The sequence below is a fragment of the Pseudoalteromonas sp. McH1-7 genome, assembly GCF_013366255.1.
Classification (GTDB): Bacteria; Pseudomonadota; Gammaproteobacteria; order Enterobacterales; family Alteromonadaceae; genus Pseudoalteromonas; species Pseudoalteromonas peptidolytica.
Window position 1 is genome coordinate 152,246 of the sequence record NZ_JABWPQ010000006.1, and the last position, 14,974, is coordinate 167,219.

General features: G+C 39.8%; 12 protein-coding genes. 10 read left to right on the plus strand and 2 right to left on the minus strand.

Annotated features, from left to right (window positions below):
* The first annotated feature begins 55 nt into the window (after positions 1 to 55).
* From HUZ36_RS06340 to HUZ36_RS06350, 3 genes are all read left to right on the plus strand, one after another.
* The gene (locus HUZ36_RS06340; RefSeq protein WP_176032384.1) at positions 56 to 544 is read left to right on the plus strand and encodes a hypothetical protein; all 489 of its coding nucleotides are present in this window, start codon (positions 56 to 58) and stop codon (positions 542 to 544) included.
* Between the two features lie 212 nt (positions 545 to 756).
* Positions 757 to 1,446 carry a response regulator transcription factor gene (locus tag HUZ36_RS06345; RefSeq protein ID WP_045989012.1) on the plus strand — a complete coding sequence of 230 codons (690 nt, stop codon included), beginning with the start codon at positions 757 to 759 and terminating at the stop codon, positions 1,444 to 1,446.
* 129 nt (positions 1,447 to 1,575) lie between these two features.
* Entirely contained in the window at positions 1,576 to 2,910 is a 1,335-nt protein-coding gene (locus HUZ36_RS06350) for a sensor histidine kinase (protein ID WP_176032385.1), read from the plus strand.
* Positions 2,911 to 3,364: 454 nt separating this feature from the next.
* Here the strand turns inward: HUZ36_RS06350 and rsmF are convergent, their stop codons facing one another.
* Positions 3,365 to 4,804 carry a 16S rRNA (cytosine(1407)-C(5))-methyltransferase RsmF gene (rsmF, locus tag HUZ36_RS06355; RefSeq protein ID WP_176032386.1) on the minus strand — a complete coding sequence of 480 codons (1,440 nt, stop codon included), beginning with the start codon at positions 4,802 to 4,804 and terminating at the stop codon, positions 3,365 to 3,367.
* A 150-nt stretch (positions 4,805 to 4,954) separates the two neighbouring features.
* Between rsmF and HUZ36_RS06360 the strand changes: the two genes are divergently transcribed.
* From HUZ36_RS06360 to HUZ36_RS06375, 4 genes are all read left to right on the plus strand, one after another.
* The gene (locus HUZ36_RS06360; protein WP_147389904.1) at positions 4,955 to 6,382 is read left to right on the plus strand and encodes a sigma-54 interaction domain-containing protein; all 1,428 of its coding nucleotides are present in this window, start codon (positions 4,955 to 4,957) and stop codon (positions 6,380 to 6,382) included.
* Between the two features lie 141 nt (positions 6,383 to 6,523).
* Positions 6,524 to 7,906 (plus strand): cytochrome c oxidase accessory protein CcoG, encoded by a 1,383-nt coding sequence (gene ccoG / locus HUZ36_RS06365; RefSeq protein ID WP_176032387.1) that lies wholly within the window; start codon positions 6,524 to 6,526, stop codon positions 7,904 to 7,906.
* A gap of 402 nt (positions 7,907 to 8,308) precedes the next feature.
* Positions 8,309 to 8,884, plus strand: coding sequence for a cytochrome b (locus HUZ36_RS06370; protein ID WP_125252690.1), 576 nt, complete (start codon positions 8,309 to 8,311; stop codon positions 8,882 to 8,884).
* A 3-nt stretch (positions 8,885 to 8,887) separates the two neighbouring features.
* Positions 8,888 to 9,460, plus strand: a complete 573-nt coding sequence (locus HUZ36_RS06375; protein ID WP_125252691.1) for a YceI family protein — start codon at positions 8,888 to 8,890, stop codon at positions 9,458 to 9,460.
* A 78-nt stretch (positions 9,461 to 9,538) separates the two neighbouring features.
* Here HUZ36_RS06375 and HUZ36_RS06380 read toward each other — a convergent pair whose 3' ends face one another.
* Entirely contained in the window at positions 9,539 to 10,324 is a 786-nt protein-coding gene (locus HUZ36_RS06380) for a transporter substrate-binding domain-containing protein (protein WP_147389902.1), read from the minus strand.
* A 510-nt stretch (positions 10,325 to 10,834) separates the two neighbouring features.
* Between HUZ36_RS06380 and HUZ36_RS06385 the strand changes: the two genes are divergently transcribed.
* From HUZ36_RS06385 to HUZ36_RS06395, 3 genes are all read left to right on the plus strand, one after another.
* Positions 10,835 to 11,422 (plus strand): dienelactone hydrolase family protein, encoded by a 588-nt coding sequence (locus tag HUZ36_RS06385; RefSeq protein WP_147389901.1) that lies wholly within the window; start codon positions 10,835 to 10,837, stop codon positions 11,420 to 11,422.
* A gap of 134 nt (positions 11,423 to 11,556) precedes the next feature.
* Positions 11,557 to 12,534, plus strand: coding sequence for an acetoacetate decarboxylase (locus HUZ36_RS06390; protein ID WP_125252694.1), 978 nt, complete (start codon positions 11,557 to 11,559; stop codon positions 12,532 to 12,534).
* A 100-nt stretch (positions 12,535 to 12,634) separates the two neighbouring features.
* Positions 12,635 to 14,875 carry an NAD(P)-binding protein gene (locus HUZ36_RS06395; protein ID WP_176032388.1) on the plus strand — a complete coding sequence of 747 codons (2,241 nt, stop codon included), beginning with the start codon at positions 12,635 to 12,637 and terminating at the stop codon, positions 14,873 to 14,875.
* The last annotated feature ends 99 nt before the right edge of the window (positions 14,876 to 14,974 follow it).

Below are 14,974 nucleotides of genomic sequence, written 5' to 3' on the forward strand. Positions count from 1 at the left end.
GTCATACTCCTTCGTAGAAAGCTATTCAACTTAGCACTTTAAAGTGGACAACTATATGAATACCAAACAACTGACAGCGCTATCACTGCGGGTGGTGGCAATATGGATGCTGATCCAGGTATGCATGAACATGCCCGGAATCATTAGTTATTTTTTAACCAGTGGAGTAGACGAAGTAACCGGCAACGACGGCTTTGCGTATTTAGCTGTGGTTTCTTCCTCTATCTTAAGTGGCCTTATCTGTGCTTATTTTATTTTTAAGATTTCAGGCAAGATAGCACAGCATATTGATGATGTAGACGCAAAACCGTTTAATAAAAATGCAGAAGCATTTTTGATCCAGCTTGTCGGGCTGTATTTCTTAGTTGATTGTGTTAGTACATTACCAAGTGAAATATACTTTGCGTTTTTTAGTGCAATTTCGAGTACTGCAGCTGACAGCTTTTGGATATCAGGAAGTGTACTTCAGTCAATGATTAGCTTTGCTATGATATTTAAACCCAATCTTTTCATTACCGTTTTTAGGTCGTCTGCTACTAAATGAGTGATGTTTGGGGGAGCGGTTATTAGTCTTGAGCATGATGTGAGATTTATTTTTAAGGGGCTAGCTGAATGTTGCAATGCTTTGTATTTGCTCATAGCTAATATTTCACTCATTTCTAAACGTGCTATCAACAATTCAATTATGCGGCAACCTGGTAAAGGCTCACGCTGCCCATCACAGACCCTCAAGAAAATTAGAACACGGGAAACATTATGAATACTTCTATCTTGATTGTTGAAGATGACTTTGAAATGGCTGAATTGACCGCCATGTTATTAGAGTCAGAAGGATATCAGTGTAAAATTTGCACTGATGGTGAGGAGGCTATTGCACAAGCTAGAGTGCATACTCCTAATGTGATTTTATTAGACTTGATGTTACCGGGTAAATCAGGTCTTGAGATATGTAAAGAGTTGCGGTGCTTTTATCAAGGCGCAGTGATAGTGCTAACGGGCCAGGATAATGATATTTCTGAGGTTGCGCTACTCAAAGCCGGTGCAGACGACTACATACTAAAACCATTAAAGCCTCTTGTTTTAATTGCACGTATCAGTTCTATTTTAAGGCGGCTAAACGAGGTGAACAAAGAGGTTGGTCGGTGCCTTTCAGTAAGCGGGTTGAATATTTTCCCGGATCAAAGAATAGTGACTTTAAGCTCAGGGCAAGTACTCGATTTAACTTCCGCAGAGTTTGATGTATTACACCTCCTTGCAGAAAATGCTGGTAGCACAGTATCTCGTGATCAATGTTCTATGTTGGCAAGAGGTATTGAATGTGATGCTCAAGACCGCTCAATAGACATGCGGGTATCAAGTCTCAGAAAAAAACTCTCCACAGCGCTAATCGGCGATTCGATCATTGTTACAGTGAGAAATAAAGGCTATATGCTCGCAAAGACATAGCGTTAAGACCATAAGTTAGATATGCCTCTTTCAAGTTTATGGGGTAATAAATTTAATTGGCGTTATTGAAGGTGTATTAGGTTGAATAGGCGCATACATATATTCTGGCATTTCTTTTTTTGGATCTTATTGGCTCTGATCAGCATTTTACTTATTACCATCTGCTATTTTACAAGTGTAGATGAAAAATATGCCACAAAGGCTTTTGTTATCGACATACAAAAGATATCAGTTGAGGTATTACAAGAGCATGATCCGGTCGCGTTCTCTCAAAGTAAATGGAACTATGACATTGATGGTCATGGTTTTTATGTTTGTTTTCTTGATGATGACAATCTGCAAGAGTACAAGCGTAAATTGACCTATTTAGAAACGCTAGAAGGGGTAGAGGTATATACTAGCGATGAGCTGGACGTACTTGTAGCAATTCAAACACGAGTAATTTCAAATCGTTCGCTCGTGATTAGAGAAATTAGTACGGCTCAAGAGCCTCATTTACTTACTGAGTTTCAGAAAAAGGAAGAGGAATTTCATCAACAAGAAGAAATGCTTTACGCAAGATTCCAGCTTACGGTACTGATTGCTGGGATCTCAGCACTTGCACTAATACTTATGTTGTTACTGCTATGGTTGAAACGGATACTTAAGCCAATAGAGCTTGCCAGTCATGACTGGCGTGCAGGTAAGCTTCAAACACGCATTCAAGCTCAAGTACCAGAGCCGCTTTTCTCACTTGCACAGACGATGAATAAAATGGCTGAGGATATTCAGCAGATGATGGAAGAGCAGCAGGTAATGTCCTACGCCATGTCTCATGAATTGAGAAATCCTCTCAATGGCCTTGCACTTGCGATAGAGGTGATTACTCGTAAACATGCTTTTCTAGAAGATGATACTGCTTTCTTTCAACTAAAGCGTTACGCTAATGAGCTAGAAGGTTTGTCGCTCAACATTCTTACACTAGCACGTGTGTCAAGCTCGCAGAGTAATGAGCGGCTCTCAATTTGTGATTTCTCTAATATCATTAAAGAGAGGATTAGATTTTTTATAGGAAATAACCAGCACATCCACTTTGACTGTAAAATATCAGATGAAATCAAATTAAAGGGCATACCGCTTTATTTTGAATTGATAGTGGATAATCTAATATCCAATGCAATTAGATACACTAGGACTCAGATAAAAGTAACGCTTGCTCAAGTAGACAGCCTGATTAGCTTTGTAGTCGAGGATGATGGCCCAGGGATCCCAGAAGACTCAATTGCTCATATTTTAATGCCATTTTCAAGGCTAGATTCTAGCAGAAGTAAATCAAGCGGTGGCTTTGGATTGGGTCTTGCGATAGTAAATACTGTTTCAAACCGTTTAGGTGGAACAGTTCATATAGAAAATAAACGATATGACTCAGGGCTGGTAGTCTCCGTTACTATATCTGATTTAGAGTTTGAATGTTCGGGCAAGTAAGGCAAAACTATTTAGGCTGTTTTATGCTCGTCACTTTCACAAACGTACCTATGATAATCTTTAGATCCCGTGATATAGACAGCGTCAAATTTACAAGCCCTATACTTGGATCATACCTTCCATAGTCTTTATTTTGGTAGTAATTAAATCTACCATCACAGCTCGAAGAAGCACGGTATGAAAAGGTTTTATGCTAAGCGAAACCTTATTTTTAGAAAAAACGCCCAGAGACTTACCTGCAAGCTCTGGGCTTAGGGAAAGGCTCAAGGTTGAGCCGTGCGCTAACTAAAAACACCTTCTAAGACTTTAGGGAGAAGTAGAAAGTAACGTTAAGTTTAGTTAACCTTTCAGCGTTTTTACAAATAAATGAACTATTTATTAAATTTATAAAAAACATAGTGTTACCTGTGATATTCTTAATCGATATTAAAAATATCAAAAGGGTATATTCAGGTTATACCCAAGTTATTAACAGGTCGTCTTTAATCAAATCACGCGGTAAACTATTTTTCACTTTGTTTTTTTGCCATTTACCCAGTCCAATGGCACTGCCACATAGCATTAGTACGACTTCTCCGGTCAGGGTTGTTGTTGTATCTAAACGGATGTCTTTGCCGTTGAAATAATCTCTGGCTTGAGTTTTTGTTAGTTCAAGTATGTTTTGCGTTGCAAGATGGCCAAATGCGGTGGCAAATTCGTGTTCTAGCCTTATCCCATTTTTGTGAGTCGTACCCACTAAAATACCGATACGAGCATATTTTATCCGAGCTTGAATTGCATCAAAACCATTGGGAAAGAGCCATACTTCTTTGTCTCTTGCCATTAATGTACCTTGAAGCTCGCTGATACCAAATTGCTTCTTTAAAACACTGGAAAAGGTTTGAGCGGTTTTTTTATCAACGGGGTTAAAAGGAAATACGCCTTTTTTTTGTTTCGGATCCTTTGCAGGAACACTCATGATCTTCGTAAATTTGGCAATAAAGAAACCTTCGCTATCATAAACTTGAGGCCAGACGTGCAGATACCCCTCGGGTGTCACAGCATCTTCAGCGCCTTCGAATAACGTTGCTAGACTCTCTATTGATACAGCGTCGGGGTAACTGTCTACTAGATATTGACAAACTTGTTGATTTTCTAAGGGCGTTAATGTGCATGTCGAGTAGACAAGACTACCACCTGGCTTTAATGCCTGAAACGCACTATCAATCAGTTGTTTTTGTACGGCCGCAATTTCAACATTAGACTCAATAGACCAATTTTTTAGTGCATTAGGGTCTTTTCGTACAGTCCCTTCACCTGAGCATGGTGCATCCAGTAAAATATTGTCGAAACATTCGTACATATAGTCACCGAAAATACAGCCATCAAAATGAGATAAGGCAACATTGTGTATTCCCATGCGTTTCATATTGGCCGCAAGCGCTTTTAAACGTGATGAAGATAGTTCATTGGCGACTAACACCCCATGTCCGCCCATATATGCTGCAAGTTGTGACGTTTTTGAACCTGGTGCTGAGGCCATATCGAGATTGATATCATTGTCAGTAATCGTGGTTTTGAGCGCTGTTGGCGGTAACATCGAGCTGGCTTCTTGAACATAGATACAACCACTCAAATGAATATCTGTATTACCAATCGCCAATTTCGCTTCTTCTATATCACTTCTTGTTATCCAAAAGCCTTCTTCACACCATGGGATAGGCTGAGCATGCCAGTCGTTCTCGCGACAATATTGCAAAAATTCAGTGATAGACATTTTCAATGTGTTCACTCTGATTGCTCGACGCAGCGGTGACTGACAGGTAGCAATAAAATCATCAATACTCAGGTGCGCAGGAAGATAAGTTTTTACATCATCTATGAAGTCGTTAGGAATATAAGTTGTTTTGTCCACGAGTAAACTCAGGTTGTAAGTTTTTCACTATTTTATACCAATTAGCTTGGAAAAATGCAGATTTGTTACCTATGTAGGCGTTTTTGAACAACTGGCTGACATCACTTGCAAATAGAGATAGAATGTTCGCGAAATATCGCGAGGTTTTGTATGTCTATTATTAAACATTTTTTGGCTGATCCCAAACTACTGTTGAATGCAGTGGGGGAAGGGATCTATGGTTTTGATTTATCTGGAAACGCAGTGTTTGTTAATCCCGCAGCGGAGCGGATGACGGGCTGGCAAAGTGCCGAATTGCTGGGCAAAAAGATCCATCAATACCATCATCATAGTCACGCTGATGGCAGTGAGTATCCCGCAGATGAATGTAAAATATATAAAACGATGTTTGATGGTAAAACACGCCAAGTACAGCATGAGGTGTTTTGGCGAAAGGATGGTAGTTGTTTTCCTGTGGAGTATACGTCTACGCCTATATATAAAGATAAACAAATTATAGGAGCAGTCGCGATATTTCGCGATGTTTCACAGCAGCACAATACGGAAAACGCATTACGCGAGGCATTAAATAAAGTTCAAGTACTTACCGAGCAGCTCAAAGATGAAAATGCTTACTTGTTAGAAACCTTAAATGAAAATTGGCAAGACTCTGGATTAGTCGGTAACAGCGATATATTTCAAGCTATGTTAGCGCAGCTAGAGTTAGTGAGTAAGACCGACAGTACAGTATTGATTTTGGGTGAAAATGGTACTGGTAAGGAGCTAGTTGCAAGAAACTTACACCGCCTTAGTGAGCGATCATCACAGCCGTTTGTCAAAGTGAATTGCGCTGCATTTTCTCCCACATTAATAGAATCAGAGCTGTTTGGTCATGAAAAAGGGGCATTTACTGGAGCCAATGAAAAACGAAAAGGGCGGTTTGAACTGGCAGATAAGGGCACAATCTTTTTAGATGAAATAGGTGAATTACCATTAGAAGCACAAAGTAAGTTATTGAGAGTTTTGCAAGAGCGCGAGTTTGAAAGAGTTGGTGGGAGTAAGTCTATTCGAGTTGATATCCGTATTGTTGCTGCGACTAACCGCGATCTGCGGCAGATGGTTGAAGAGGGGAGTTTTAGAATGGATCTCTATTATCGCTTAAATGTTTTTCCTATTCGAGTACCTGCACTACGTGAGCGTATTGAAGACATCCCTGTATTGGCAAACAATCTCATTATGCAACTCAATAAAAAGCTCGGTAAGCAACTAAAAGGTATTTCTAAAAAAGCACTCTATGCGTTACAAGGCTATGATTGGCCGGGAAATATTCGCGAGTTACAAAATATACTAGAGAGAGAGGCTATTTTATCTAAGGGGCGGTTGCTTGATTTATCTCAATCACTCAACCTATCTGAGCAAACAAGAGCAGAGCATGGTGTATTAACACTCGCGCAAGCCGAAGCCGAACATATTACAAGGGTACTTGATATGTGCAATTGGAAAATATCAGGCACAAATGGCGCAGCAGAGAAGCTGGGTTTACCGGAAAGTACGCTAAGGTCTAAAATGAAAAAGCTGAAAATTAGCAAAGATCCGTGATATTTCGCGGTTGTTCGTGATATTTCGCGATTTAATATTTTTGCTATTTTAAAAATTGTTAATAATCAATTGTTTATAAACTTTCAGATTGGTCTGAAAGTTGCAATATGAACTTTGTGTATTACCAATGTAGCAAATAACATGAAGTTTGATATCAAAGAAGAAGACATGATCATTAAGCCCTACAAGCAAGAGGGGCCAATTTACGTCAGAGAGCAAAAAGGGTTTTTTCAAAAAATAAGGAGAAACCTAGGTTGGTTCTTAATGTTAACTTTCGTTCTTATTCCTTGGATCCCATATAACGGGCAACAGGCCATATTGCTCGATTTTGGTACTCAGCAGTTTAAGATCTTCGGAGCCACTTTCCTACCACAAGACTTTATGATTTTGGCATGGATTTTCATGGTGGGTGCGTTTGCGCTATTTTTTGTCACAACATGGCTTGGACGCGTTTGGTGCGGCTATACATGCCCACAAACAATTTGGATGCTCATGTTTACTTGGGTTGAACATCGAGTTGAGGGGACTCGCAACCAAAGAATAAAACTTGATAAATCAGATTGGGATAGCAAAAAAATCGCTAAAAAAACGGCTAAGCATGCTATATGGCTGTTCATTTCAGTATTCACTGCCACCTCCTTTATGGCTTACTTTATTCCTGCAAAAGAGCTATATCTGGACATGTTTACATTACAGTGGAGTGGCCTTACCTGCTTTTGGGTATTTTTATTTGCATTTTGTACTTATGGTAATGCGGGCTTTCTGCGTGAAAAAATGTGTACCGTCGCATGTCCATACTCGCGCTTTCAATCCGTTATGTTTGATAAAGATACACTCGTTGTAACTTATGATAGCGGGCGTGGTGAAAACAGAGGTCGTCGTAAACGTAAGGATGATCCAAAGCAAAAGGGGTTAGGTGACTGTGTTGATTGTAACCTGTGTGTTGAAGTTTGCCCCGCTGGTATAGATATTCGTAATGGCTTGCAATATGAATGTATAAACTGTGGGTTGTGTATTGACGCGTGTAATGAAACGATGAATAAATTTGGTTATCAACCAGATCTGATTAAATATCAAAGCGAACACCAGCAAGCAGGTAAAAAATCAAATCCATTTAGGCTAAAAATTGTTGGTTATGGTGCGATCACGGTATTGATCATGGTTACTATGGTAATTTGGGCATTCAATCGTACACCGATAGAAGCATCAGTGATCCGTGACCGTAATGCACTGTACCGTGTTAATTATGAAGGGTTAGTCGAGAACCCTTATACCTTGAGTGTGATAAATAAAACACAGCATGACTTGACGTATACGGTAAGTTTAAAAGGATTGCCAAATGCCAAATTGACCGCACCGATGACAACCCACATTGCTGGTGGAGATATGGCATTGATCCCAGTAACAGTGACAGCTGATGGTTATGACTTAAAAGGTAAGCGGCTCCCAATTCAATTTACGATTGAGTCGCAACAAGATGCAACGATTAGTATTACAAAAGATAGCTATTTTTATAAAAACTAGCACGATTTAATGAATTGAGTACTGATTGTATGAGCTACACAAGCTAGATAGATTTGCGAAGTGTGGCTAATACAATCACTCAAGGTGTTGATTTTCCCTATACCAATTTGACTAATCAGAAATCTAGTTGAGGTGAGTAATCCTATAACCGCCACATAAAAGTCTTGCTATGTCCTTCTTTAGCGAGTGCCTTTAGTGCCAGTTAAGTCAGGTTTACTCTCTTATACTGATGCTGTATTACGCCGAACTGGTATTACACTCCCCCGACGTAATGCGCCCTCTAGTAGGGCGCTTTTTTATATGTGCATAAATGCACATCCAATCGCTAAATATCGCTATTTCTCTTCGTACTATTAGCGTTTACTATGTATGTTATTGAGAATGAGTTTTATTAGCTAAATTATGTTTAAAAATACACGTCAAAGATATGGGGTAATAGCCATCATATTTCATTGGCTCAGTGCTTTTGTAGTATTCGGCATGTTTTGCCTTGGCATATATATGGTAGAGCTAAGCTATTATGATCCATTTTATCGGGATGCGCTGTACATTCATAAAAGCGTTGGCATATTACTGTCCATATTGATACTACTGCGCTTGGTCTGGAAGTTGTTAAATCCCGCGGTTAAACCTTTAAGCGCAGCAACACCTCTACAAAGGCTACAAAACATTCTGGCGGGATGTGTTCATCTAGTTTTGTACTTAGGCTTAGTTACTTTATTTTTATCTGGATACCTGATCTCGACCTCTGATGGCAGAAGTATAGAGGTGTTTGGTTGGTTTTCCGTCGCAAGTGCGGGTGAGCTATTTGATCGTCAAAGCGATATAGCGGGCACTATTCACTTATACGTTGCGTGGGGGCTAATAGCTGTCGTTTTAATCCACATCTTAGGCGCCTTAAAGCATCATTTTATAAACAAAGATCAGACCTTAGCGCGCATGATTAAGGTTATGACTCCAAAAAAACATGAGGAATAACACATGAAAACACCATATTTAGCTGCTGGTATTGCAGCTTTGACAATGGCCGTGAGTGCCAGTGCTGCTGATTATACTATTGATACCAAGGGCGCACATGCGTTTGTTAATTTCAAGATTAAGCATTTGGGATATAGTTGGTTACATGGTCGTTTTAACAACTTTGAGGGGGAGTTTAGTTATGATGCCAAAAACCCAAATACCTCAAAGATAAATGTAGTTATTGATACAGCCTCTATTGACTCAAATCATGCAGAGCGTGATAAACACCTACGAGGCAGTGATTTTTTAAACGTGAAAGCACATCCAAAGGCCATATTTAAAAGTGAGTCCATCACGTTTAGTGACCAAACACACGCAAACGTTGTTGGCACTTTTACATTAAATGGGGTGACCAAAGAGATAGCTTTTGACGTTAAAAAAGTAGGAGAGGGTCAAGATCCATGGGGAGGCTATCGAGTTGGTTTTGAAGGCGAAACACAGCTAAAACTTGCAGATTACGGCATTGACTATGATTTGGGGCCAGCTTCCACACACGTGACTATTGGACTGCATTTGGAGGGGATCCGCAAATAATACGAACTAAGAGCTAGTCTTATTTAATTCATTTGTAATGATGTCATAAACCGCTTTGCTATCTACGCTAAGCGGTTTTCACTTATTAAAAACACTTGCCAATTGAGGTCTAAATTGCTCGGGTAGCCAGCGAGACATTGTCAATCTGTAGCGCTCGTCTTTATGGACATTCCCTAAAGCCAAACTAATTGCCGCGGCATCTTCTTGACCTTTCGCATTTTTACTGCACCCAGCAAATCCTGTTGTTATTTGAGACGTAAGGTCAAGCCTAACCTGAGTTAACTCATCAAGTTTGTCTACATGTAATTTATGATAGTAATGCTCACTTGGATAACCCAATATCACATCAACGCGCTTTTTAATTAACATGACCGTTAAGCTCGCCAGAGCATCACGCCCTGGTCTTATTGACACTTGTTTATTGGGTAAATTAGTAAGCAATGTGTCGAGCTCATCACCAAATGAGCGGTTAGCCGCAATGCCTACATTTAGCTTATGCTTTGTCACCAGTGAAGCGAGGTTGATGGCCTTATCTTTAACACCTAGAGCGTGAGCGACATCTTTGCGCAGCGCAACTGATGTTGACAATCCGATGGTCGAATACTCGTCACTGAATGCGATGTGCTGCTGACGATCTGCGGTTTTATACAAAGAGATGACACAATACTGGTTATTAACATTTGATAATTCGTGTATCGCTCTTGAAGCGGGATATAACTTATAGTTGAAGGTATAGTCAGGCATATATTGTTGAATGAGTTGAATTAGTAATTCATCTCTTCCTTGGCCTTCTAATCGATCGGCAAGGATATAATAAGGCGCAAAGTCGATGACTATCCATGTAATTTGCTTAGCATGACTCATACTGACATATGTTATTGTGAGAAAAAACAATATGATTTTAATCAAACTTTAAAGCCCTTAACGCGCATATACTAAGCTTAGCATCACCTGCGTTATTGATGATTAAATTAATGTATATTTAATTTGTATTTAATGTTTACAGTAGGGAGGGGTGTGCTAGTTTTAAATAAAGTCTTAGTTTTGGGAAAATAGACGTTTTAGAATGGTTGTAGCAAGTAGCCGAACTCTTTTGAAAATGTTTAGCGCTAACATGTCCTATTGTGTACATGACCTATTTTACTGTTCTGATTTATAAAGCATATTATACCAAGCTAAGATAGTATCTCGTTTTTATAATCGTTTTTTAGTTAGCTAATGGGAGTGTGCTTTTGTAGCGAGCCTACTATGGCGCAACACGGGCTATTTAAGTAAACCATTTCTGCATACTGCAAGCTAATTTGACGATCATGAGACCAAAAAGGTAAGGAAGCCAGTCAAACCAATAACGATAAATTATTATAAGGAAAATCTATGACTATTCTGATTGTAACCGACATATTTGGCCACACAGAGCATGTTAATCGGTTTGCTAATAGCCTTGGTAGAGATGTAAAGGTACTTTCACCTTATGTTGAGGAGCCAACGAATGTCACAGAGGCTGAATGCTATCAATTTTTTTTAGCTCAATGTGGCCATCAACGTTTTGCCGAAAAAGTCGTCGCAGCTATTGATGCTCTCAATCCAAAATTAATTATCGGCTTTAGTGCAGGCGGCGCAGCTGCTTGGGTTGCCTTATCTGAATTCAGTAGTGTCAATTCGGTCGAGCATCTGATTGCTTTTTACCCAAGTCAACTGAGAAATCACTTACAGCATAAGCCTAATTGTGATGTTTCTATATTCTTTGCCCAAGTTGAACCACATTTTGATGTTGAGCCTGTTATTGATACGCTTCGGTGTAAAAAGGGAGTAAGTTGCGTGAGGACAAGATATTTACATGGTTTTATGAATAAGCTATCTACTAACTTTGATTCTTACGCATATTCTCATTATCAATATTTTTGCCAAAGGGAAGGACGGGTTAGCTCAACCCCAGTGTTGGCTGAACCTGTTACTTTGTAGTCAGCTGGAAGACTGGGGAGTTAACACCCTCACAGTAGCCAACTTTATGCTACCTGGACTTGAAGCATAGGTGATTTGGAACTAAACCTGACACTAGTTATATGTTTTTCTTGATTATATTAAAGGAGTGTAAGATGTATCCAGAGTTACCAGACTATCGACATTTTTATAGTAATCCTATTGCAAAGCCTCCTTGTCGAATGCTTAATGCGCAAATGTATGGCTTTTTTGTTGAAGGTGAAAAAGCAAAAATTCAGGCTTATATCGATAGCACATTAAATACAGTGCCAAGTAGTGATTTCACATTCAAGGCACTAACTAATTGGTGTTTGCTAACGTTTACTGACATTGAAAATATTGCGTCAAAAGTGGCACCGTTTTCTGATTATGGATATATGCAGGAAACGGATATTATTATTTGGTTACCGATACTCAAGGTCAGTCTTGAGACCCGAAAGGCTGAACACCTTTATTGGTATCCAGCATTTATTGCGGTGAATAACATAAATGCACTTATCAATGGCAGAGAGATTTGGGGTTACAACAAATACTTGTGCCGTTATCGAATGCCTGAGCAATTTGGCAAGCCACTGCACTTTTCTCTTTCTCTAGATACCTTCAAAACATTTAACCCAAGCACCAAGATGGATTGGCATGACTTATTATCAATTTATCCAGAAGATGATGGTGAATCTTGGTTAAAAGAGGTGTTGGAAGTTGGTGACGAAATAGCAACCCTTTTTAAAGCTTCTGTATGTGATTTAGATGTGGATAGCCAATTTTTGAAGCAGTTTCTGTCCGGGTTCACACATCCACAAATGGATCAAATCCTGTTCAAACAAATTCCTGATGGTTATGGTGAAAAAGCCGTGTATTCAGCTGTGGTACACTCACCGTCTGAAGTAAAGAAAATTCATAAAATTGGCTTCATAAAGGATGACCTGCATCTTGATCTTCAACACCTAGATTCATTTCCGTTAAACAAGATGTTTGGCATCCCACTCGGTAAAAGTGAATTAAAACTTCCGTACTATGTAAAAATGGATTTTGATCAAGCGGGTGTAGAGGAGATTGTATCGACGACTTCAGGCATAACAACTCAACGCAGATAATCGAAGCTCAAAAGCGATATACGTCTGTTAAGTGGTCTCTCGGTATTGCTAAGCCTCATTATTGAGTGCATTAAACTAATGTTACGTGAATGGAATAACTATGAACAAACAGAAAGTGGCTATCCTTGGGGGCGGCGTTTCTGCTATGACAGCTGCTGTATATATGACAGAGCAAGAAAACTGGCAAGAACGCTATGACATTACAATATATCAGCAAGGCTGGCGGTTAGGAGGTAAAGGTGCGAGTGGACGCAATCCAAAACATGGTGAGCGCATCGAAGAGCATGGTCTACATGTGTGGTTTGGTGCCTATGTAAATTCGTTTCGAATGATTGAGACTGTGTATGACAAACTAGCTCGCCCAAGTAACAAGCCCATCCACACGTGGGAGCAAGCCTTAAAACCACATAGTTTGGTTGTACTTCAAGAATACATAGATAGGCAGTGGCAGACTTGGTCTGTTGACTTTCCAACTATCCCAGGCAATCCAGCAAACGGTACATTGGATTTACATTTTTGGCAGATTTTAAAACTTCTTGCTGCGTGGCTACATAAATGGGTTGACGATATAGAAGATGAAGTCGTGAAGACACATAAAACAACACAACTCATAACAAGAAAAAATAGAGATAAAAGTTTATTGGCACATTTAGGGCAGGAAGTCAGTAATTTCTTTGATGATATTGAGGACAAAGCGAAGCGTTTGTTTGATGACGCGGAGCAACAAATTCAGGAAGTGCTGTCGACTCCTAAATTATTGATTGCTCAACTAGATGCTTTTTTAACAGTAAGAGGATCAGACCATCGTTTAGGAAACAAGAAAGATCACCTAGTAGTATGGTACATGGTGCGTAAAATTAGGCGTTGGCTGAAATCAGAGGTAAATGACTTAATTGATGATAATCCGATCATAAGACGTTTATATATATGTCTTGACCTAGGTATTGCTATGATTATCGGATTATTGCGCGATAAAGTGTATTCCAGAGGCTTTGGATACATTGATAAATATGATTTTAAACAATGGCTCAGGCGTAATGGTGCTAATGAAACACTGTCTGTAGAGTCCGCTCCGGTAAGGGGATTCTATGACCTCGTGTTTGGCTACGAGGATGGTGACTTTGAAAAGCCCAATGTTGAAGCTGGAGTCGCTTCTCTTGCTATGCTGAGAATTATGCTGTGTTACCGCGGCGGTGTGATGTGGAAAATGCAGGCTGGTATGGGAGATATTATCTTTGCACCCATATACGAATTATTAAAAGCAAGAGGAGTAAAATTCGAATTTTTCAACCAAGTTGAAGCGCTCAAAGGCGTGACTTGCGGTGAAAGCAATTATGTTGATGAAATCACTATTATTGAACAGGTAAAATTAAATTCAGCGCAGTCATATTCTCCATTAATGCCTGTGAAAGACTTGCCATGTTGGCCAAGCGAACCGATTTGGGGGCAAATTGACCAACAGCAAGTTGAATTGATCCAACAGCATGAGGTGAACTTGGAATCTTATTGGTCCAATTGGGAGTCGATATACCAACACACATTTGGACAGCCACTTCCGCGGAAAACGCTAAAGCGTGTTGTAGATTTTGATTTAGTTATTTTTGGAATATCTGTGGCTGGACTTTCGCCACTTTGTGAAAATTTATTGGATCAAGATGAAAAGTTAAAGCAACAAGCAACAAATGTTAAAACAGTAGCCACGCAAGCGATGCAGCTATGGTTGACTAAAACAGACAGTGAATTGGGTTTTCATGACCCTTCACAAAGCGATGAAAGGCCAATTTTGAGTGCTTTCTCGAAGCCTTTTGATACATGGGCTGCGATGTCTAATTTACTTGAAGTTGAGGATTGGCAAGACCAAAAGCCGAGGAATATAGCTTACTTTTGTAGTGCATTTACCTGTGCCAATTATCCGCCACCATCAGATCATTATTTTCCCGAGCGTATGAAAGCTGAAGTAAAAGAAAACGGTTTAAAGAAGTTAACCAGTCAGATGCAGCCACTTTGGCCAGAAGCTTACCATGGAGATGACTTCGACTGGAACGTGTTGTTTGATAGAGGTAATACTTCTGGCGCGACAAGGTTTGACGCACAATATTGGCGGGTTAATGTAGATCCTAGTGAGCGATATGTATTAAGCGTGGTTGGCAGTAGTAAGTTCCGCCTAGCAACGAATGAGACTGTATTTAGTAATCTTTATCTGACGGGGGATTGGATAAAAACAGGAGTGAATGCTGGGTGTGTAGAGGCCGCTGTAATGGCGGGTATGCAAACGAGTAGAGCAATTACAGGTTATCCAGAGCAAATCAGTGGTGAGCAAGGGTTTGCACCATTTGACTGATATGCGGTGGAAAATGAGACCCATGACCACTCGATATTTCAAATAACGGTATTAGTGTGAGGTTTTAACTTTGGTTATCGGGTACGGAAACTACCGTAC

Coding starts and splice junctions, on each gene's coding strand:
- HUZ36_RS06340 (WP_176032384.1), top strand. CDS start 56: ATGAATACCAAACAACTGACAGCGCTATCACTGCGGGTGGTGGCAATA.
- HUZ36_RS06345 (WP_045989012.1), top strand. CDS start 757: ATGAATACTTCTATCTTGATTGTTGAAGATGACTTTGAAATGGCTGAA.
- HUZ36_RS06360 (WP_147389904.1), top strand. CDS start 4,955: ATGTCTATTATTAAACATTTTTTGGCTGATCCCAAACTACTGTTGAAT.
- ccoG (WP_176032387.1), top strand. CDS start 6,524: ATGAAGTTTGATATCAAAGAAGAAGACATGATCATTAAGCCCTACAAG.
- HUZ36_RS06370 (WP_125252690.1), top strand. CDS start 8,309: ATGTTTAAAAATACACGTCAAAGATATGGGGTAATAGCCATCATATTT.
- HUZ36_RS06375 (WP_125252691.1), top strand. CDS start 8,888: ATGAAAACACCATATTTAGCTGCTGGTATTGCAGCTTTGACAATGGCC.
- HUZ36_RS06380 (WP_147389902.1), bottom strand. CDS start 10,324: ATGAGTCATGCTAAGCAAATTACATGGATAGTCATCGACTTTGCGCCT.
- HUZ36_RS06385 (WP_147389901.1), top strand. CDS start 10,835: ATGACTATTCTGATTGTAACCGACATATTTGGCCACACAGAGCATGTT.
- HUZ36_RS06390 (WP_125252694.1), top strand. CDS start 11,557: ATGTATCCAGAGTTACCAGACTATCGACATTTTTATAGTAATCCTATT.
- HUZ36_RS06395 (WP_176032388.1), top strand. CDS start 12,635: ATGAACAAACAGAAAGTGGCTATCCTTGGGGGCGGCGTTTCTGCTATG.